Source organism: Pseudomonas sp. 300, from assembly GCF_055803035.1.
On the sequence record NZ_JAVLRV010000002.1, the window covers coordinates 3,478,080 to 3,496,640 of the forward strand.

An 18,561-nucleotide genomic window follows, 5' to 3' on the forward strand; every position below is an offset into this window, starting at 1 on the left:
CGCCAGCGGTAAACCGATCCCACAGTCGTGCCCGGCGCGACTGTGGGATTTTCATGTCTGGCCCCCCCTCCTTCCTTGCCGGATAATGCCTAAGCTTTTTAGACCACCCCGTTAAAGAGCCTTCTTTCTTCCGGCACGATCATGACCGAGATGCTTCTTACGCTTATCAGTGCTGCCCTGATCAACAACGTCGTGTTGCACTGGCCGCTGGGCGTCGATCCGCTGCTGGGCACCGAACGCCGTCAGGTGCATGCGCTGGGCATTGCGACGACATGCCTGATGCTGATCGTCGCAATACTCGGCTATGCGCTCTATCACTGGCTACTGGCGCCGCTGGAGCTGACTTCGCTGCGGTTGTTCGTGTTCCTGCCACTGAGCGTGTTGTTGATCACGCCACTGCTGAAGCTGCTGCCGAAAGTGTTTTCGACGCTTTCGTTCGAAGGGCTCTGGCCGCTGCTGCTCGGTAATGCTGGAGTGCTCGGTCTGGCGCTGATCAACACCCAGGAAAACCAGGGGTTTTTCCACGCCACAGCCCTGAGTCTCGGCGCCGGGCTGGGGTTCTGGCTGGTGCTGAGTCTGTTCAGCGACTTGCGCCAGCGCACCCTCGATAACGATGTTCCCCTGCCCTTTCGCGGCCTGCCGATCGACCTGATCGGCGCCGGACTGATCGCAGTGGCTTTTCTCGGATTCAGCGGACTGATCAAAACATGAGTCTGATTCAACGCATCGACGCCCTCTTGCCGCAGACCCAGTGCGGCAAATGCGGTCATCCCGGGTGCAAGCCGTACGCCGAAGGCATCGCCAGCGGCGAGCCAATCAACAAGTGCCCGCCTGGGGGCAGCGAAACTATCGCGGCCTTGGCTGAATTGCTGAAAATACCGGTGCTGGAGCTGGACGTCAGTCGTGGTTCGGCCCCGGCGCAAATCGCCTACATCCGCGAAGCCGAGTGCATCGGTTGCACCAAGTGCATTCAGGCCTGCCCGGTAGACGCCATTGTCGGCGCAGCGAAATTGATGCACACGGTCATCATCGACGAATGCACCGGTTGCGACCTCTGCGTTGCCCCCTGCCCGGTGGACTGCATTGAAATGCGGCCATTGCCGCTGGCCTCGGTGCTGCCGATTGTCGGTGGCCTGGCGGCCAGCCCTGAAGAACAACAGGCGCGCGCCGCCAAACGCAATCACGCGCGACGTCGCTTTGAACAACGCAACGCGCGCTTGCACCGCGAAGAAGAACAGAAACTCGTCGAACGTCAGGCCCGGGCACATCGCACTGCACAGCAGCAAAGTGAAGTGACAACGCTTGACCCGGTTCAAGCCGCGCTGGAGAGAGTTCGTGCGCAGAAAGCGGCCAATGCCGACGCAGCGTTGAAAAAAGCCAAAATCGATCTGGCGATGAGCCGCGCGCAACTGAACAAATCGCTCAAGGCGTTCGGCCATCCGCCAACCTTCGAACAGCAGTCGCAACTGATCGTCCTGCAACAGCAATTCGACGCCGCCGAACACTCCTTGGCGCAGTTGGAAAGCAGCGCACCACCTGCCGCTGCGCCTGCGGCGCCCATGAAGGATGCCGAGCTGAAACGGGCGAAAATCCAGTTAGCCATGCGCCGCGCCGAACTCAAGAAAGCGCAAACCAGTGACGCGCCAGCCGAGCAGATCGAAGCCCTGGAGCAGGCCTTGGGCGACGCTGAAAAAGCCCTGCACGCGGCAGAAACTGCAAGCGAGCAGCCGTTACCTGCCCTGACGCGTGTCGAAAAACGCCCCATCGACAGCCAGCTTCGACAGCTGAAAACCGAATTGGCCTACGCTCGCGCCGATGTCAGCAAACTCGAACGTCGCACCGACACCCCCGCCGAGTTAATGGACAAGGCGCGCGCCCGCTTGCAAGAAGCCGAGCGTCAGGTGGAGGCCTATGTCACCCCTTGAATCGGTCGACGAGCGCCTTCAACAGGCCATGAAGCTGGTATTGCTGGCCACCGTGCCGGGGATGCTGGTGTTGTTCTGGTTGTATGGCTGGGGCGTGTTGATCAATCTGATGCTGGCCGGCATTACCGCGCTGGCCGTTGAAGCGGCGGTGTTGTGGCTGCGCAAACGCCCGCTCAAACCGACCTTGAGCGACGGCAGCGCGCTGGTCAGTGCAACGCTGCTGGCCCTGGCCTTGCCACCGTATTGCCCGTGGTGGTTGACCGTCTGCGCCGTGGCATTCGCGATGTTCGGTAAACAGCTGTATGGCGGCGTGGGGAAAAACCCGTTCAACCCGGCGATGCTTGGTTTCGCTCTGGTGCTGGTGACCTTTCCCCAACCAATGACTCACTGGCCTTCGTCGCACGGCATGGACCTGCTCGGGGGTCTGCAGCAAGTGTTCGGTTTCAGCCTCAGCCAGACGCCGGATGCGTGGGTCCAGGCCACGGCGCTGGATAGCCTGCGAATCAACAAAAGCCTGACCATGGACGAACTCTTCGCCGGCAATCCGGCGTTCGGTCACTACGGCGCGCGTGGTGTGGAATGGGTCAACCTGGCGTTTCTGGCGGGCGGTTTGTTTCTGCTGCAACGGAAAGTATTCAGCTGGCATGCGCCGGTGGGCATGCTTACCAGCCTGTTCGTCATCAGCCTGCTGTGCTGGAACGGCTCGGGCTCCGATTCCCATGGCTCGCCGTTGTTTCATCTGCTCAGTGGCGCGAGCATGCTCGGAGCATTCTTTATCGTTACGGAACCGGTGTCCGGCGCAAAGAGCCCCGGCGCCCGACTGCTGTTCGGCGCGGGCGTGGGACTGCTGACCTATCTGATTCGCACGTGGGGCGGCTATCCCGACGGCGTGGCGTTCGCGGTGCTGTTGATGAACCTCTGCGTGCCGGCGCTGGAGCGGTTTGTCGCGGCCAGGCAGGAGCAGATTTCGTCATGAGCCGGACATCGAGCGCTTTGATTCTGCTGTTACTGGCAGGCCTGGGGATTGGCGCGACCTGGCTTGTGCAGTACAGCAGCGCGCCACGTATCGCAGCCGAACAGCGACGGATCGACAGCCGCAACCTGCTGGATCTGCTGCCCTCAGACAGTTACGACAATCAACCGCTGGAGCAGCCGCTGCACGTCGACAACACGGCATTGACCAACAGCACCTTGCTGGGCGGCTACCTCGCTACCAGGGCCGGCCAACCCGCTGCTGTCCTGCTGCGCAGCCAGACCATCGGGTATGCGGGCGCCATCGATTTACTGATTGCCATCGACACGAACGGCAAACTGCTGGGGGTCAAAACCCTGAAACAATCGGAAACTCCGGGCTTGGGTGCGCGAATCGCCGAATGGCCCAATGCCTGGCTTCAGGGTTTCACCGGCAGATCCTTGAACGAGCCCGCCGACAGCGGCTGGGCCTTGAAAAAGGATCAGGGTCAATTCGATCAAATCGCTGGCGCGACGATAACCTCCAGAGCCGTGATCAACGCGATCCACGAGGCATTGCGCTACTTCGATGAACACTCGCGCCAGTTGATCGGGAGCAGTCTCCATGAGTAAGTCTGCAAATTTACAGAACTCGCTGATGCTCGCACCATTGATCGGCGCCACAGACTCGTTAATGACCGCGCTGGGTGTGTGGTTGATGTTCATCGTGGTGATCAGTGCATTTGGTGCGAGCATGGCGGTCTTGCGATCCCGACTGATCCCGGCATCCCGCTTGCTCGCCGGCGTCCTGTTGGCGGCCACGCTGACCAGTTGTGTGGAACTCGTCGCCCAGGTCTGGTCACTTCAATGGCACCAACATTCGGGGCTTTATGCAGGACTGATCGCTTTGCAATGCGTCGTGCTGGAACACACCGGTTTTTTCCAGAGTGCATGGCGTGAGCGCCTGCGCCTGTGTGTCCTGTTCGGCGTGTTGATGGTCGGCCTGGGCCTGCTGCGCGAGCTCCTCGGCGACGCAGGCGTGCGCCTGGCCACGTTGGCATCTGGCGGATTCATTTTGCTGGGACTGCTGATCGCCGCCTGGCAGGCCTGGCCCCGCCCGACGCCCTCACATTGATCGCTTTCGAGGAAACGCACTGCCCATGAATGCCGCAAAACGTCTGGAAATATTCCGCAGGCTGCATGAAGACAACCCCGAGCCGAAGACCGAACTGGCCTACTCCTCGCCATTCGAATTGCTGATCTCGGTGATCCTCTCGGCACAATCGACCGATGTCGGCGTCAATAAAGCCACCGCCAAACTCTACCCGGTGGCCAATACGCCGCAGGCGATTTACGCGCTGGGCGTGGAAGGTCTGTCCGAGTACATCAAGACCATCGGCCTGTTCAACAGCAAGGCAAAAAACGTGATCGAGACCTGCCGCTTGCTGGTGGAACGCCATGGCGGGGAAGTGCCGCAAACCCGTGAAGAACTGGAAGCGTTACCCGGTGTCGGCCGCAAGACTGCCAACGTGGTGCTCAATACTGCTTTTCGCCAACTGACCATGGCCGTGGACACCCATATTTTCCGGGTCAGTAACCGTACCGGTATCGCTCCCGGCAAGAATGTGGTCGAGGTCGAGAAAAAACTGATGAAGTTCGTGCCGAAGGAATATCTGCTCGACTCCCATCACTGGCTGATTCTTCATGGACGTTACGTTTGCCTGGCCCGCAAGCCTCGCTGCGGCAGTTGCAGGATAGAAGACCTGTGTGAATACAAGCAAAAGACTTCGGACGATTGAGGCACTATTAGGTTTTTTGATATATCGATTGAAAAAATCTTTTTTACCCGCGAGGCGATTGTCGATATAAGGGGCGCCAAAGGCAGTCTTAGCCTGGAGTTAACCTTATGAGCACTGGCAAAGAGCAATTGGACGTAGAAGACGACTTCACACCCGTTGAGGCCGATGACGTGGAACCGGTGGTTGAAGTGGCAAAGACCAACCTGAGCAAACGCCGCACCATCGACAATCTGCTCGAGGAGCGCCGATTGCAAAAGCAGTTGGCTGATTACGATTTTGACCTGTGACCCCTGAAAGCCTCCCTAAACGGAGGCTTTTTACTAGGTGCGAAACCTTGAAAACGCCCACTCTTTACGCCCCGTCAATCCCTGGCCCCGTCATACCAGCCCATTGCGTTGAGCCAGTTCGATCAGGTCTACCAGGGACCGCGCATTAAGTTTCAACAACAACCGAGTCTTGTAAGTACTCACGGTTTTATTGCTGAGGAACATTCCATCAGCAATTTCCTTGTTGGTCTTGCCACGGGCCAACTGCTGCAAAACCATCATCTCCCGCCCCGAAAGGCGATCCACCATATCGGCTTCACTGGCATTCCCCAGACTGGAGCGCACGGTATGCAAGGCTTGATTGGGAAAGTAACTGTAGCCTGACAATACAGCCTTTATTGCACTGAGCAACTCAGTGAGGTCCTGTTGTTTGCAAACATATCCGGCAGCACCGGATTGCATGCAACGCATCGAAAAATGGCCGGGCGCCTGTGAGGTCAATATCAGTACTTTCATTGGCATCGCTGCCGATGCCAAACGTGCAATGACTTCCAGCCCATCCAGTTTTGGTATTCCAATATCCAGTATGACAATATCCGGCATATGTTCACGCGCCAGTTGCAAGGCATCCACGCCATTATCTGTTTCTGCAATGACCTCGTAGCCATGACGCTCCATCAGCATACGTACCGCAAGACGAATGACGGGGTGATCATCCACGATCAGCACTTTATTCATGGGCAAGTCCAATTTTCGCTGTTCGAATTTTTAGAGCCCGCACAATAGCCTAGTCGTTTCACCCATGGCATGCCGCCCCCCCCGGCCACCCGCACCGAGAGACATTCCCTACAAACAACGCGGAATATTCTTACAAAAAATCTTGAAAAACAGCGAACCAGAAACTTTATCTGTCTCATGATATTTCAACTTTCAACAGTTTTTTGTTTCGACTTACAACCGGCGCGTCCCACAATAACAGTTGACCAAGATGATCCGACACACCTCAACGATTGAGCTACCCTTGTGAAGATAACCGATATTTTCGGCTTGGCCCTTGCACCATAAATATCAAACATAAAGCCTTGCAGCAAAAGTCAATTAACAACAAATGAATAGCAAAACAGACACATCCGAATTATAAATCCACCGCCACCCTATTAACTTCACACCCCAAAAAACAACTCGCTAATCCAATGAGAAAAGACAAATCAATATGAGCAATAATTATGATAAAACCAAAACAAAGAATCACCACCCCCATGACAGTCATCGCGATATTCGCAACACTGTCTGAAACGTCGGCTGCCATCTCACTGCCCTTCCTCGACGACAAAGATAAAGAGATCTATATATGGTTCTTGATCAGCTTTCCCTTTTATTTGCTTCTTCTTTTCTTCGCCACACTTAATTTCAACTATCGATCGCTTTATGCGCCATCCGATTTTGAAAAGGGGAAGCACTTCATAAAGGTCATGGACAAGGCAGAGCGTTCAGGTCACGCACAAGATCAGCCCGACAAGATCGGCCTGCAGCCAAATCTCTCGACTCAAAACCCTATTCGGCTGCCAGAGTTGATCAAGGACCTGCACATCGTTGATGCGCGATGGATGAACAAAAAAAATGAGTTCCGCGCCCTTCTGGAAAAGCTTCGCCAGCCCAAGGGGAATCAGGCACACGTTGTCGTGTTTCTCGTTGTTGGCGAATCGGAGACATTACTGAAAGAAAGCGCACTCAAGGTTTGCAGAAACGCGAAAAAACGCAGCAGCGCAACGTTCTGTATTGCTTACAATTTGAGTTCACATGACGTGACGGTCATTGATCAACGTTGCCGGGCTGACACACAGCAGGCAGTCGCTCTTTAAGATCAATGGGAGAGAAGCAGACAGGAAGATCTTCAAAACAACAAGAATGTTGAATCGCAATGTCAGACAGAAAATCCCTGTTTTCAAATGTGTGGCCTTGTCCAGGACAAGGCCACACATTCCATCAGCGTGTCAAAGGGCTCAGAACAGCTTGCGGCCTTTGTTTGCTGCGATACGCATGCGCAACGCGTTGAGCTTGATGAAGCCCGCCGCATCGGCCTGGTTGTAGGCGCCGCCATCTTCCTCGAAGGTCGCGATGTTGGCATCGAACAACGATTCGTCGGACTTGCGACCGGTGACGATCACGTTGCCCTTGTACAGCTTCAGGCGCACAACGCCATTCACGTGAGCCTGGGACGCATCGATCATCTGTTGCAGCATCAGACGCTCAGGGCTCCACCAGTAACCGGTGTAGATCAGACTGGCGTATTTAGGCATCAGCTCGTCTTTGAGGTGAGCCACTTCACGGTCCAGCGTGATCGATTCGATTGCACGGTGGGCGCGCAGCATGATGGTGCCGCCAGGGGTTTCGTAGCAGCCACGGGACTTCATGCCCACGTAACGGTTCTCGACGATGTCGAGACGGCCGATACCGTGCTCGCCACCGATACGGTTCAGGGTCGCCAGCACAGTGGCCGGAGTCATTTCGACGCCATCCAGTGCAACGATGTCGCCGTTACGGTAGGTCAGTTCCAGGTACTGGGCCTTGTCTGGAGCCTTCTCCGGGGAGACGGTCCACTTCCACATGTCTTCTTCGTGCTCGGTCCAGGTGTCTTCCAGCACGCCGCCTTCATAGGAGATGTGCAGCAGGTTGGCATCCATCGAGTACGGGGATTTTTTCTTGCCGTGACGCTCGATCGGGATGTTGTGCTTTTCAGCGTAATCCATCAGCTTTTCACGGGAGAGCAGGTCCCATTCGCGCCACGGAGCGATCACTTTCACACCTGGCTTCAAGGCGTACGCACCCAGTTCGAAACGAACCTGGTCGTTGCCCTTGCCGGTGGCGCCGTGGGAAATGGCGTCAGCGCCGGTTTCGTTGGCGATTTCGATCAGGCGTTTGGCGATCAACGGACGAGCGATGGAAGTACCCAACAGGTACTCGCCTTCGTAAACGGTGTTGGCGCGGAACATCGGGAACACGAAGTCACGCACGACTTCTTCGCGCAGATCGTCGATGTAGATTTCTTTTACGCCCATGGCCTGAGCCTTGGCGCGGGCCGGCTCGACCTCTTCGCCCTGCCCCAGGTCAGCGGTGAAGGTCACCACTTCACAGTTATAAGTATCCTGCAGCCACTTGAGGATCACCGAAGTGTCCAGGCCGCCGGAATACGCCAGAACGACCTTGTTTACGTCCGCCATGCCATCACTCCACGGGGTTCTACGGAAAGCCGTCAAGTCTACCGGTCATGCAGAATAATTTACAGAGGCGCGACAGCTTATGACGACGAAGCGACAGATTATGTCGAGCGCGCGACGATGACCGACGGGTCAGGAAGTCTTCGCCGCGCTCGCCGATGCTGTTGATTGGGGCGCCGGTTGCTCGGTGGGCGCGACCCGTGCGAGGTGCACATTGACCCGACGGTTCTTCGCCCGATTGGCCGCATTGGTGTTGGGTGCCAACGGATAACGCTCGCCGTGAAAGCGCACGGTAATCTGCGACTCCTGCACACCGTTGGCCTTGAAGAACTCCATGACCGCCAGGGCTCGACGTCGTGACAGGTCACGATTGGTCAGGCGATTGCCGCTGTTGTCGGAGTGGCCGTCGAGCTCGATGTGATTGACCGTCGGATCGGCCTTCATGAACTCCAGCATCACCTGCAACTGAGACTTGGCCTGCGCGTCGAGATCCAGGCCGTCACCGGGAAAGCCGATCTGCGTCTGTTTAACCTGCTCGAAATTCTTCGGCAGCAGTTTCGCCACGCAGCCCTGATAATCGTTGAACGCCTTGCTGAACTTGACCGGCAACAGCCGCACTTCCGAGACCCGGCCATCGCCCGAAGAATGTCGGACAACCGGGCTGCGCCCATCCATCAGACCACTGATCAGGCGTCCGGCCTGAACTTGTGAGCTGTTGAACAGAACGTTGCCGCTGCCGATCCGCACGGAACCCAGGTTGATGTCGCCACGCCCCGGCTGCCAGGGTGCAGCGGCCGCCAATAAGGTCGCCGAGCCGCCGCCAACCATCGAGTTGTAGGCTTTCAGACGAAACGTCGCCTGCTCGCCGGCGCGGCGCACGAACTCACCCGAACCGAAATCGGTGATCGGTTGAATCAGGCGGCACTCGAACTTGTCCCCTTCGACCGTCCACTCGATGCTCTCCAGACGGGTCTGGAAAGTGAGCGCCATCGCGGGAAGGCTGGCAAACACGCTGAGCAAGGCTAAATAACGCTGGCGCACGGGAGGCTCCACTGGCTTCTACAACAAAAAGACCGACACACACATGTTTACGGCATACCTGTTGGATATCGGAAGCTTCCTGCAAAACTTGATAGCGAGTGCCTGAGAGAGTCTTTTCCGGTAGCATTCCCCTCAGTTTGACCCGCCTGGAATCCCCTCATGTCCGACCGCCTGACCCTGCTGCGTCCCGACGACTGGCATATTCATCTTCGCGATGGTGCCGTGTTGACCAATACCGTTGCGGATGTCGCGCGCACCTTTGGTCGCGCCATCATCATGCCCAACCTGGTACCTCCGGTGCGCAACGCCGCTGAAGCCGACGGCTATCGCCAGCGGATTCTCGCTGCACGTCCGGCCGGCAGCCGTTTCGAACCGTTGATGGTGCTTTACCTCACCGACCGCACCCAGCCCGAAGAAATTCGTGAAGCCAAGGCCAGCGGTTTTGTGCACGCCGCCAAGTTGTACCCGGCTGGTGCAACCACCAACTCGGATTCTGGCGTCACCAGCATCGACAAGATTTTCCCGGCGATCGAGGCCATGGCCGAAGTCGGAATGCCTTTGTTGATTCACGGTGAAGTCACCCGTGGCGATGTCGATGTGTTCGACCGCGAAAAAATCTTCATCGATGAGCACATGCGTCGCGTAGTCGAGCGTTTCCCGACGCTCAAAGTGGTGTTCGAACACATCACCACCGCAGACGCCGTGCAGTTCGTCAACGCGGCTCCGGCCAACGTCGGCGCAACCATCACCGCACATCACTTGCTGTACAACCGCAACCACATGCTGGTGGGCGGGATTCGGCCGCACTTCTACTGCCTGCCGATCCTCAAGCGCAATACCCACCAGGAAGCCCTGCTCGACGCCGCCACCAGCGGCAGCGAAAAGTTCTTCCTCGGCACCGACTCGGCGCCGCACGCCCAGCATGCCAAGGAAGCCGCATGCGGCTGTGCCGGTTGCTACACCGCTTATGCGGCGATCGAGATGTACGCCGAAGCGTTCGAACAACGTAACGCGCTGGACAAGCTCGAAGCCTTCGCCAGCCTCAACGGTCCGCGCTTCTATGGCCTGCCGGTGAACACCGATCGCATTACCCTGGTCCGCGACGAGTGGACCGCCCCAACCAGCCTGCCATTTGGCGAGCTGACCGTTATCCCGCTGCGCGCCGGTGAAAAACTGCGCTGGCGCCTGCTGGAGGAACACGCGTGAGTGAAGACCATTTCGACGACGAACAGGACGGTCAAGGCGGCGGAGGTGGTCCACGCCACCCGATGGCAGCTCGATTCCGTGGTTACCTGCCAGTCGTTGTCGACGTTGAAACCGGTGGTTTCAACTCTGCCACTGACGCCTTGCTGGAAATAGCCGCTACCACCATCGCCATGGACGAGAAGGGTTTTGTATACCCTGATCACACCTACTTCTTCCGCGTCGAGCCTTTTGAAGGCGCCAACATCGAAGCAGCCGCGCTGGAGTTCACCGGGATCAAACTCGATCACCCGCTGCGCATGGCGGTGAGTGAAGAAGCGGCGCTGACCGATATCTTCCGTGGCATCCGCAAGGCATTGAAAGCCAACGGCTGCAAGCGGGCGATCCTGGTCGGGCACAACAGCAGTTTCGATCTGGGCTTCCTGAACGCAGCGGTTGCGCGCCTGGACATGAAGCGCAACCCGTTTCATCCGTTCTCCAGCTTCGACACGGCAACCCTGGCCGGTCTGGCCTACGGTCAGACGGTCCTGGCGAAAGCCTGCCAGGCAGCCGACATCGACTTCGACGGTCGCGAGGCTCACTCGGCTCGCTATGACACCGAGAAGACGGCCGAGCTGTTCTGCGGCATCGTCAATCGCTGGAAACAAATGGGCGGCTGGGAAGACTACAACGACTGAATGATTCCTGTAGGAGCGAGCCTGCTCGCGATGAGCCTGAGCGCACCCCGGTGTGTCAGGCCGCCAGCGTTATCGTTGACGACCCTCGCGAGCAAGCTCTCTCCTACAAATCCCGCCCATAAAAAAACCGGCCTCAACGGCCGGTTTTTTTATGCCTCGAATGCGCCTTACAGGGCAGCAGCATTCTCGGTCAGGTAAGCCGCGACGCCTTCGGTCGAAGCGGTCATGCCTTTGTCGCCTTTCTTCCAGTTGGCAGGGCAAACTTCGCCGTGCTCTTCGTGGAATTGCAGAGCGTCGACCAGACGGATCAGCTCTTCGATGTTACGGCCCAGCGGCAGGTCGTTGATGATCTGCGAACGGACAACGCCTTTGTCGTCGATCAGGAACGCGCCACGGAAAGCCACGCCGCCTTCGGATTCAACGTCGTAAGCCTTGGCGATTTCGTGCTTCAGGTCGGCCGCCATGGTGTAGCGAACTTCGCCGATGCCACCATTGTTGACCGGGGTGTTGCGCCACGCGTTGTGGGTGAAGTGCGAGTCGATCGAAACAGCGATCACTTCAACATTGCGGGCCTTGAAGTCGGACATGCGGTTGTCCAGAGCGATCAGCTCGGATGGGCAAACGAAAGTGAAGTCCAGTGGGTAGAAGAACACCAGGCCGTATTTGCCTTTGATGGCCGACGACAGGGTGAAGCTGTCGACGATTTCGCCATTGCCGAGTACGGCCGGTACGGTGAAGTCAGGGGCTTGCTTGCCTACGAGTACGCTCATTGAATATCTCCTGGTGTAAAAACGTGAAGTTCCGGGTTTGCGCCAGCCTGCCACCCTCAGGCGACAGCCCTGTGACACCCACCCGCTTCATAAGGACCGGTCATCATACACTGCGTTTTTGAGCTGTCTTCAACGGTTTTTCACCGACAGGTTAAATTGCCGACGTTGCGCTTACTGGCAGATTGCCCAAAGAAAACCGTTCGTCAGTCCCGCACGCTTATAACGCAAAGCTGTCAGAAACCACTTTGACAATCATTCTCGTTAACATTAAGATCCATCGCAACTGAGTCACCACCAGCGACGGTTCTTAGCTTATGTATGTCTGCCTCTGCACTGGCGTCACCGACGGACAAATCCGCGAAGCGATCTATGAAGGATGCTGCAGTTACAAGGAAGTCCGCCAGGCTACCGGCGTAGCCAGCCAATGCGGCAAATGCGCCTGCCTTGCCAAGGAAGTGGTGCGCGAAACCCTGACCAAATTGCAAACAGCCCAGGCTGCGATTCCTTTCCCGGTAGAATTTACTGCCGCGTGAAATCCCCTATTTCAAAGAACCGGACTCATGTCCGGTTTTTTTATGCCTGAAAATCAATTGGTTACGCACCAGACGCGGAACACAAACATTCTTATTCCGATTAATTTTCACTTAAGTTTCAATAACTTAGGTTTGACACTCTTAATTGTGCGGATCAAACTCTGCTTTATAGACAGCTAATATAGGGCAGGACCCCATCATGAAAGGCGACGTTACAGTCATCCAGCATCTCAACAAGATCCTTGCCAATGAGCTGGTCGCGATCAATCAATATTTTCTGCATGCGCGCATGTATGAAGATTGGGGTCTGAACAAGCTCGGCAAGCACGAGTACCACGAATCCATCGATGAGATGAAACACGCGGACAAGCTGATCAAGCGCATCCTGTTCCTGGAAGGCCTGCCGAACGTGCAGGACCTGGGTAAGCTGCAGATCGGCGAGCACACCCAGGAAATGCTTGAGTGCGACCTGCGTATCGAACGAACCGGCCATGCAGACCTGAAAGTCGCGATCGCTCATTGCGAGACCGTTGGCGACTTCGGTAGCCGCGAACTGCTCGAAGATATTCTTGAATCCGAAGAAGAACACATCGACTGGCTGGAAACCCAACTGGGCCTGATCGATAAAATCGGTCTTGAGAACTATCTGCAATCGCAGATGGGCGAAGAGTAAGTTAGCGCTCGTTAAACTCGAGACAATAAAAAGCCCCGCGCTCTTTTGAAGAGGCGGGGCTTTTTAATGCCCGAGATTCGCAGGGCAAACCTGTAGGATCAGGCTTCGGTCTTGGTCGCAGCAGCCGCTTCAACAGCCGCTTTGATGGTGCTTTGCAGCGAACCGTCTGCAGCCATCTCGGTCATGATGTCGCTACCGCCGACCAGTTCACCACCCACCCACAGTTGCGGGAAAGTTGGCCAGTTGGCGTATTTTGGCAGGTTGGCGCGGATTTCCGGGTTCTGCAGGATGTCCACGTACGCAAACTTTTCACCACACGCCATCACGGCCTGCGCGGCTTTCGCGGAGAAGCCACACTGCGGGGCATTCGGCGAACCTTTCATGTAAAGCAGAATGGTGTTGTTGGCAATCTGCTCTTTAATCGTTTCGATGATATCCATGGAGCACCTCGGCTGAACTTTCCGACTCAGGGGTCGGCACGGTGGCGCATTGTAACGGAAACCCGAGCGCCATGCTCGGTCTCCCCGACAGACTCAATCAAGCCGCTACCACGGTCACCGGCACACCGTTCAATGCCGCATTCCCCGACAACTCATCGAGTTGACACTCGTCGGTCAGGTCATTGGCGCTGGAACCCGGCTGGCCGCTGGCAATCGTCATCTGCACACCGGGTCGCGCATGGCCCCAACCGTGCGGCAGGCTGACCACTCCTTTCATCATATCCAGACTGCCCAGCACTTCCACTTCGATCATGCCGACCCGGGAACTGACCCGTACCCGCTGCCCATCGCTGAGCCCGCGACTGGCGAGGTCGTCCGGATGCATCAGCAATTGATGACGCGGCTTGCCTTTCACCAGACGGTGGTAGTTGTGCATCCACGAGTTATTGCTGCGCACGTGACGACGGCCAATCATCAGCAGTTCATCAGCAGCCGGGGCTTGCAGCGCCGCAAAACGCGCGAGATCGGCGAGGATCGCCGCCGGCGCTGCCTGAATGCGCTGATTGGCGGTTTTCAGGCGTGGCGCCAGGTTGGATTTCAGTGCGCCAAGATCAACGCCATGGGGCTGATCAAACAGCGTCGCCAAGGACAACTTGTGCGGCGAAGCGTCGCCGTACAACCCCATTCGCAAGCCACGGTCGATCATCTGCGCAGGGGGAATCGTCGGTTTCAGCTCCTTGCCGGTCTTCGCGGCAAACGCCTTGGCCAACCCGACGAAAATCTCCCAGTCGTGCAACGCGCCTTCCGGTTTGGCCAGGATCGCGCGGTTGAACCGGCTGACGTTACGCACTGCAAACATGTTGAACGTGGTGTCGTAGTGATCGTTTTCCAGGGCTGAAGTGGACGGCAGGATCAGGTCGGCATAGCGCGTGGTTTCGTTGATGTACAAGTCAATACTGACCATGAACTCCAACCCGTCCAGGGCCTGCTCCAGTTGCCGGCCATTGGGCGTGGACAGCACCGGATTGCCGGCTACGGTAATCAGCGCGCGGACCTGCCCCTCCCCCTCGGTGAGCATTTCTTCGGCCAGCGCCGACACCGGCAGCTCGCCGCCGTATTCCGGACGCCCGGACACGCGGCTCTGCCACAGATTGAAATGTCCGCCCGAAGTAGACGCCACCAGGTCCACCGCTGGTTCGGTGCACAACGCCCCCCCGACGCGATCGAGATTGCCGGTGACCAGGTTGATCAACTGCACCAGCCAATGGCACAACGTGCCAAATGCCTGAGTGGAAACGCCCATGCGCCCGTAACAGACCGCGGTCGGCGCTGCTGCGAAGTCCCGCGCCAATTGACGGATCTGCTCGGCGGGCACGGCACACAGCGGGCTCATGGCTTCGGCGGTGAAACCCGTGACGGCCTCGCGCACGTCATCCAGGCCGTCGACCGGCAAATGGCTGTCGCGGGTCAGACCTTCCGCAAACAACGTGTTGAGCAGCCCGAACAGCAGTGCCGCGTCACCCCCCGGACGCACGAACAGATGCTGATCGGCAATCGCGGCCGTTTCGCTGCGGCGCGGATCGACCACCACCACTTTGCCGCCCCGAGACTGAATCGCCTTCAGACGCTTTTCCACATCCGGCACGGTCATGATACTGCCGTTGGAGGCCAGCGGATTGCCGCCAAGGATCAGCATGAAGTCGGTGTGATCGATGTCGGGAATCGGCAACAGCAAACCGTGGCCGTACATCAAATGGCTGGTCAGGTGATGAGGCAATTGATCGACCGACGTCGCGGAAAACCGGTTGCGGGTTTTCAGCAGACCAAGAAAGTAATTGCTGTGGGTCATCAGCCCGTAGTTGTGCACACTGGGATTGCCTTGATAAACCGCCACCGAGTTCTGCCCGTGGCGCTCCTGTATCGCCGCCAGGCGTTCGCCTACAAGGTTGAAGGCGTCTTCCCACTCGATGGGTTGCCATTCGCTGCCGACGCGCAGCATCGGCTGACGCAGACGATCAGGATCGTTCTGAATGTCTTGCAGGGCAACGGCCTTGGGGCAGATGTGCCCGCGACTGAACGTATCCTGGGCATCGCCCTTGATCGAGGTGATCTGCACAGCACCATCGAGCTCGGTGGTCTCGATGGTCAGGCCGCAGATGGCTTCACACAGGTGGCAGGCACGGTGATGGAGAGTCTTGGTCATGGCCAGTCTCTGTCTTGTTCTGGGCGGGCAATAGCGGCCGCGGGAACAAAACTATGGCGCGTGACCCGTCACTGCGCCAGCGACGTTCGTCTTGTGAATCGGCGGCCATCAGGCCAGCCGATGACCGCTCGGGATCAGTTCGACGGCAGCCTCGGCGGCGTCTGCAACTGAATCTCCTGGATGGTTTCTATCTGTTCGTGAGCGACATGCACGCCAGTGAGTTCGCCGATCAGTCGCCAGTGCTCGTCGAGCCCGGCGCTGATGGTGGCCATGCGGTCGATCATCCGTCGGCCCGCGGCCTTGGTCACCTCGTCATTACTTCGCAAAAGCTCAAAGGACATTGAGGTCATCGAAGCGGTGAGATGCGTCAGTGAGCGGGCCGTGAGACCAAGTAATTCCATCAATTGCTGTTCTTTCGATTCCATTCCGAAGGCTTCCTGCGTCGCTCGTAACTTAGTTATAACCCAGCACATTGCATTAGCAAGTGTTTCAGACGAGGCACATTGCCACCAGAAGACTCGAATACCGGGTCAGAAACCGACCATCAGCGCACCATGGCCGCCCTGTTTGATTGCAAAGCCCCACAGCCCCAGTGTACAAATGAACGGCTGCTGTCAGGAAACAGGCTTCAAAAGCGCTACTGTGGTCCACACCCATAGCCCCTCTGAAATCCCCTAAAAACCGTAGCCCTATTGGTAAGACGCGACATTTAATTATAAGATCGCGCCTTCCCCTATTTCGTCGCCCCGTGCGGCTTACGCCGCAGGTCTCGCCCGTTGTTCCGTTAAACAAGGCTTTGAGCATCTGCGGTTTGTAGCAAAAAGGTAGTCAATGATGAGCGCAAGGCACTTTCTCTCCCTGATGGATTGCACGCCCGAAGAGCTGGTCAGCGTGATCCGTCGAGGCGTTGAGCTCAAAGACCTGCGTAACCGCGGCGTACTGTTCGAGCCTCTGAAAAACCGCGTGCTCGGGATGATTTTCGAGAAGTCCTCCACGCGCACCCGTATCTCGTTCGAGGCCGGCATGATCCAGCTCGGCGGCCAGGCGATCTTCCTGTCGCCGCGCGACACGCAACTGGGCCGTGGCGAACCGATCGGCGACGCCGCCATTGTCATGTCGAGCATGCTCGATGCGGTGATGATTCGTACGTTTTCCCACAGCACATTGACCGAATTCGCCGCCAATTCGCGCGTCCCGCTGATCAACGGCCTGTCCGACGATTTGCACCCGTGCCAGTTGCTGGCCGACATGCAAACCTTCCTCGAACATCGCGGCTCGATCCAGGGCAAAACCGTGGCCTGGATCGGCGACGGCAACAACATGTGCAACAGCTATATAGAAGCGGCGATCCAGTTCGACTTCCAATTGCGCATCGCTTGCCCTGAGGGCTATGAACCCAACCCTGAATTCGTGGCCAAGGCCGGTGATCGGGTGACCATCGTCCGGGATCCGAAGGATGCCGTACGGGGCGCTCATCTGGTGAGCACCGATGTCTGGACCTCCATGGGCCAGGAAGAGGAAACCGCCAAGCGCCTGAAGCTGTTCGCACCCTTCCAGGTCAACCGCGCCCTGCTCGATCTGGCCGCTTCGGACGTGCTGTTCATGCATTGCCTGCCGGCGCACCGTGGCGAGGAAATCAGCGTCGACCTGCTGGACGACAGCCGCTCCGTCGCCTGGGATCAAGCGGAAAACCGCCTCCACGCACAAAAGGCCCTGCTCGAGTTTCTCGTCGAACCGGCGTATCACCACGCATGAGCCAGCCATTACTGCTTAATCTGCGCAACCTCGCTTGCGGCTATCAAGACCAGCGCGTCGTGCAGAACCTCAACCTGCATTTGAATGCCGGCGACATCGGTTGCCTGCTTGGCTCCTCGGGCTGCGGCAAAACCACCACCCTGCGGGCGATTGCCGGTTTTGAACCGGTGCACGAAGGTGAAATCACCCTGGCGGGCGAGACAATCTCAAGCGCCGGGTTCACCCTCGCCCCGGAGAAACGCCGGATCGGTATGGTGTTTCAGGATTACGCCCTGTTTCCACATTTGAGCGTGGCCGAGAACATCGGGTTCGGGATCCGCAAGCACCCGCAAAAGGATCGCGTGACCGAAGAGCTGCTGGAACTGGTCAACCTGAAAAACCTCGGCAAACGCTTTCCGCACGAGCTCTCGGGGGGTCAGCAGCAGCGTGTCGCCCTGGCCCGCGCCCTGGCGCCGGAGCCGCAACTGCTCCTGCTCGACGAACCGTTCTCCAACCTCGACGGCGAGTTGCGGCGCAAGCTCAGCCACGAAGTGCGAGACATCCTCAAGGCCCGTGGCACCAGCGCGATTCTGGTGACCCACGACCAGGAAGAAGCCTTCGCGGTGAGCGATCATGTCGGGGTTTTCAAGGAAGGTCGCCTGGAACAGTGGGACACGCCCTACAACCTGTATCACGAACCGCTGACGCCCTATGTGGCCAGTTTCATTGGTCAGGGCTACTTCATTCGCGGCCAGTTGAGCAGCCCGGAATCGGTGCAGACCGAGCTGGGTGAGTTACGCGGCAATCGGGCTTACACCTGGCCGATTGGTGGCGCGGTGGATGTGCTGCTCCGTCCGGACGATATCGTTTATGCACCGGACAGCGCCTTGAAGGCACGGATTGTCGGCAAGTCGTTCCAGGGTGCGTCGACGTTGTATCGGTTGCAGTTGCCAACAGGTGCGCAGCTGGAATCGATTTTCCCGAGCCATGCTGATCATCTGGTCGGTGCAGAAGTTGGCATTCGCGTGGCGGCCGAACATCTGGTGTTGTTCCAGGCGTCCGGCAGCACAGCGGCGCAGATTCCTGCGATGGACTCCGGTGTCCGGCGGCACAGCACCGCCAACTGAC

At 57.8% G+C, this 18,561-nt stretch carries 21 protein-coding genes; 14 read left to right on the plus strand and 7 right to left on the minus strand.

Going from position 1 to position 18,561, the window contains the following annotated elements:
* The first annotated feature begins 141 nt into the window (after positions 1-141).
* The 7 genes from Q7W83_RS22455 to Q7W83_RS22485 all read left to right on the plus strand — a co-directional run bounded on the left by Q7W83_RS22455 (position 142) and on the right by Q7W83_RS22485 (position 4,962).
* On the plus strand, positions 142-711 hold the full coding sequence (locus Q7W83_RS22455; protein WP_150631188.1) for an electron transport complex protein RnfA: 570 nt from the start codon (positions 142-144) through the stop codon (positions 709-711).
* Positions 708-1,925: an electron transport complex subunit RsxB gene (gene rsxB, locus Q7W83_RS22460; RefSeq protein WP_473657043.1), complete on the plus strand. Its 1,218-nt coding sequence runs from the start codon at positions 708-710 to the stop codon at positions 1,923-1,925. Before Q7W83_RS22455 ends, rsxB begins: the two co-directional genes overlap by 4 nt.
* The gene (locus Q7W83_RS22465) at positions 1,912-2,901 is read left to right on the plus strand and encodes an RnfABCDGE type electron transport complex subunit D (RefSeq protein WP_150639458.1); all 990 of its coding nucleotides are present in this window, start codon (positions 1,912-1,914) and stop codon (positions 2,899-2,901) included. Before rsxB ends, Q7W83_RS22465 begins: the two co-directional genes overlap by 14 nt.
* A complete protein-coding gene (locus Q7W83_RS22470; RefSeq protein WP_473657046.1) occupies positions 2,898-3,509 on the plus strand; it encodes an RnfABCDGE type electron transport complex subunit G in 612 nt (203 codons plus the stop codon). Before Q7W83_RS22465 ends, Q7W83_RS22470 begins: the two co-directional genes overlap by 4 nt.
* Complete coding sequence (locus Q7W83_RS22475; protein ID WP_473657048.1) at positions 3,502-4,011, plus strand: Rnf-Nqr domain containing protein; 510 nt, start codon at positions 3,502-3,504, stop codon at positions 4,009-4,011. Before Q7W83_RS22470 ends, Q7W83_RS22475 begins: the two co-directional genes overlap by 8 nt.
* A gap of 25 nt (positions 4,012-4,036) precedes the next feature.
* Positions 4,037-4,675, plus strand: a complete 639-nt coding sequence (nth, locus tag Q7W83_RS22480) for an endonuclease III (protein WP_150631193.1) — start codon at positions 4,037-4,039, stop codon at positions 4,673-4,675.
* 107 nt (positions 4,676-4,782) lie between these two features.
* Positions 4,783-4,962 carry a PA3496 family putative envelope integrity protein gene (locus Q7W83_RS22485; protein WP_150631194.1) on the plus strand — a complete coding sequence of 60 codons (180 nt, stop codon included), beginning with the start codon at positions 4,783-4,785 and terminating at the stop codon, positions 4,960-4,962.
* Positions 4,963-5,052: 90 nt separating this feature from the next.
* On the opposite strand, the gene Q7W83_RS22490 is transcribed toward Q7W83_RS22485, so the two are convergent.
* Positions 5,053-5,679, minus strand: a complete 627-nt coding sequence (locus Q7W83_RS22490) for a response regulator transcription factor (RefSeq protein ID WP_008032148.1) — start codon at positions 5,677-5,679, stop codon at positions 5,053-5,055.
* A gap of 488 nt (positions 5,680-6,167) precedes the next feature.
* Between Q7W83_RS22490 and Q7W83_RS22495 the strand changes: the two genes are divergently transcribed.
* On the plus strand, positions 6,168-6,803 hold the full coding sequence (locus Q7W83_RS22495) for a hypothetical protein (protein WP_150631195.1): 636 nt from the start codon (positions 6,168-6,170) through the stop codon (positions 6,801-6,803).
* A gap of 141 nt (positions 6,804-6,944) precedes the next feature.
* Here the strand turns inward: Q7W83_RS22495 and Q7W83_RS22500 are convergent, their stop codons facing one another.
* On the minus strand, positions 6,945-8,162 hold the full coding sequence (locus Q7W83_RS22500) for an argininosuccinate synthase (RefSeq protein ID WP_473657053.1): 1,218 nt from the start codon (positions 8,160-8,162) through the stop codon (positions 6,945-6,947).
* 129 nt (positions 8,163-8,291) lie between these two features.
* The gene (locus Q7W83_RS22505; protein WP_150631196.1) at positions 8,292-9,200 is read right to left on the minus strand and encodes a flagellar protein MotY; all 909 of its coding nucleotides are present in this window, start codon (positions 9,198-9,200) and stop codon (positions 8,292-8,294) included.
* A gap of 159 nt (positions 9,201-9,359) precedes the next feature.
* Between Q7W83_RS22505 and pyrC the strand changes: the two genes are divergently transcribed.
* Both pyrC and rnt read left to right on the plus strand, forming a co-directional pair.
* Entirely contained in the window at positions 9,360-10,406 is a 1,047-nt protein-coding gene (gene pyrC / locus Q7W83_RS22510) for a dihydroorotase (protein ID WP_150631197.1), read from the plus strand.
* On the plus strand, positions 10,403-11,080 hold the full coding sequence (gene rnt / locus Q7W83_RS22515; protein WP_007938919.1) for a ribonuclease T: 678 nt from the start codon (positions 10,403-10,405) through the stop codon (positions 11,078-11,080). The genes pyrC and rnt overlap by 4 nt, the downstream gene beginning before the upstream one ends.
* Before the next feature lie 167 nt (positions 11,081-11,247).
* Here the strand turns inward: rnt and Q7W83_RS22520 are convergent, their stop codons facing one another.
* Positions 11,248-11,850, minus strand: coding sequence for a peroxiredoxin (locus Q7W83_RS22520; RefSeq protein ID WP_064679479.1), 603 nt, complete (start codon positions 11,848-11,850; stop codon positions 11,248-11,250).
* A 314-nt stretch (positions 11,851-12,164) separates the two neighbouring features.
* Between Q7W83_RS22520 and Q7W83_RS22525 the strand changes: the two genes are divergently transcribed.
* Positions 12,165-12,383, plus strand: coding sequence for a bacterioferritin-associated ferredoxin (locus tag Q7W83_RS22525; RefSeq protein WP_008032160.1), 219 nt, complete (start codon positions 12,165-12,167; stop codon positions 12,381-12,383).
* A gap of 199 nt (positions 12,384-12,582) precedes the next feature.
* Entirely contained in the window at positions 12,583-13,056 is a 474-nt protein-coding gene (gene bfr / locus Q7W83_RS22530) for a bacterioferritin (RefSeq protein ID WP_150631198.1), read from the plus strand.
* Between the two features lie 98 nt (positions 13,057-13,154).
* On the opposite strand, the gene grxD is transcribed toward bfr, so the two are convergent.
* The 3 genes from grxD to Q7W83_RS22545 form a co-directional block, all read right to left on the minus strand.
* Positions 13,155-13,496 (minus strand): Grx4 family monothiol glutaredoxin, encoded by a 342-nt coding sequence (gene grxD, locus Q7W83_RS22535; protein ID WP_150639462.1) that lies wholly within the window; start codon positions 13,494-13,496, stop codon positions 13,155-13,157.
* A 97-nt stretch (positions 13,497-13,593) separates the two neighbouring features.
* Positions 13,594-15,699, minus strand: a complete 2,106-nt coding sequence (locus Q7W83_RS22540) for a molybdopterin oxidoreductase family protein (protein ID WP_473657058.1) — start codon at positions 15,697-15,699, stop codon at positions 13,594-13,596.
* Positions 15,700-15,833: 134 nt separating this feature from the next.
* Positions 15,834-16,124 carry a hypothetical protein gene (locus tag Q7W83_RS22545; protein WP_150631201.1) on the minus strand — a complete coding sequence of 97 codons (291 nt, stop codon included), beginning with the start codon at positions 16,122-16,124 and terminating at the stop codon, positions 15,834-15,836.
* Positions 16,125-16,533: 409 nt separating this feature from the next.
* On the opposite strand from Q7W83_RS22545, the gene argF reads away from it, so the two are divergent.
* Both argF and Q7W83_RS22555 read left to right on the plus strand, forming a co-directional pair.
* Positions 16,534-17,454 carry an ornithine carbamoyltransferase gene (gene argF, locus Q7W83_RS22550; RefSeq protein WP_150639465.1) on the plus strand — a complete coding sequence of 307 codons (921 nt, stop codon included), beginning with the start codon at positions 16,534-16,536 and terminating at the stop codon, positions 17,452-17,454.
* Positions 17,451-18,560 (plus strand): ABC transporter ATP-binding protein, encoded by a 1,110-nt coding sequence (locus Q7W83_RS22555; RefSeq protein WP_150631203.1) that lies wholly within the window; start codon positions 17,451-17,453, stop codon positions 18,558-18,560. The genes argF and Q7W83_RS22555 overlap by 4 nt, the downstream gene beginning before the upstream one ends.
* Position 18,561 lies beyond the last annotated feature (1 nt).

What these genes read in the sequence shown, in the direction of transcription:
- Q7W83_RS22455 (WP_150631188.1), top strand. Translation starts at nt 142, where the DNA reads ATGACCGAGATGCTTCTTACGCTTATCAGTGCTGCCCTGATCAACAAC.
- rsxB (WP_473657043.1), top strand. Translation starts at nt 708, where the DNA reads ATGAGTCTGATTCAACGCATCGACGCCCTCTTGCCGCAGACCCAGTGC.
- Q7W83_RS22465 (WP_150639458.1), top strand. Translation starts at nt 1,912, where the DNA reads ATGTCACCCCTTGAATCGGTCGACGAGCGCCTTCAACAGGCCATGAAG.
- Q7W83_RS22470 (WP_473657046.1), top strand. Translation starts at nt 2,898, where the DNA reads ATGAGCCGGACATCGAGCGCTTTGATTCTGCTGTTACTGGCAGGCCTG.
- Q7W83_RS22475 (WP_473657048.1), top strand. Translation starts at nt 3,502, where the DNA reads ATGAGTAAGTCTGCAAATTTACAGAACTCGCTGATGCTCGCACCATTG.
- nth (WP_150631193.1), top strand. Translation starts at nt 4,037, where the DNA reads ATGAATGCCGCAAAACGTCTGGAAATATTCCGCAGGCTGCATGAAGAC.
- Q7W83_RS22485 (WP_150631194.1), top strand. Translation starts at nt 4,783, where the DNA reads ATGAGCACTGGCAAAGAGCAATTGGACGTAGAAGACGACTTCACACCC.
- Q7W83_RS22490 (WP_008032148.1), bottom strand. Translation starts at nt 5,679, where the DNA reads ATGAATAAAGTGCTGATCGTGGATGATCACCCCGTCATTCGTCTTGCG.
- Q7W83_RS22495 (WP_150631195.1), top strand. Translation starts at nt 6,168, where the DNA reads ATGATAAAACCAAAACAAAGAATCACCACCCCCATGACAGTCATCGCG.
- Q7W83_RS22500 (WP_473657053.1), bottom strand. Translation starts at nt 8,162, where the DNA reads ATGGCGGACGTAAACAAGGTCGTTCTGGCGTATTCCGGCGGCCTGGAC.
- pyrC (WP_150631197.1), top strand. Translation starts at nt 9,360, where the DNA reads ATGTCCGACCGCCTGACCCTGCTGCGTCCCGACGACTGGCATATTCAT.
- Q7W83_RS22520 (WP_064679479.1), bottom strand. Translation starts at nt 11,850, where the DNA reads ATGAGCGTACTCGTAGGCAAGCAAGCCCCTGACTTCACCGTACCGGCC.
- Q7W83_RS22525 (WP_008032160.1), top strand. Translation starts at nt 12,165, where the DNA reads ATGTATGTCTGCCTCTGCACTGGCGTCACCGACGGACAAATCCGCGAA.
- bfr (WP_150631198.1), top strand. Translation starts at nt 12,583, where the DNA reads ATGAAAGGCGACGTTACAGTCATCCAGCATCTCAACAAGATCCTTGCC.
- grxD (WP_150639462.1), bottom strand. Translation starts at nt 13,496, where the DNA reads ATGGATATCATCGAAACGATTAAAGAGCAGATTGCCAACAACACCATT.
- Q7W83_RS22540 (WP_473657058.1), bottom strand. Translation starts at nt 15,699, where the DNA reads ATGACCAAGACTCTCCATCACCGTGCCTGCCACCTGTGTGAAGCCATC.
- Q7W83_RS22545 (WP_150631201.1), bottom strand. Translation starts at nt 16,124, where the DNA reads ATGGAATCGAAAGAACAGCAATTGATGGAATTACTTGGTCTCACGGCC.
- argF (WP_150639465.1), top strand. Translation starts at nt 16,534, where the DNA reads ATGAGCGCAAGGCACTTTCTCTCCCTGATGGATTGCACGCCCGAAGAG.
- Q7W83_RS22555 (WP_150631203.1), top strand. Translation starts at nt 17,451, where the DNA reads ATGAGCCAGCCATTACTGCTTAATCTGCGCAACCTCGCTTGCGGCTAT.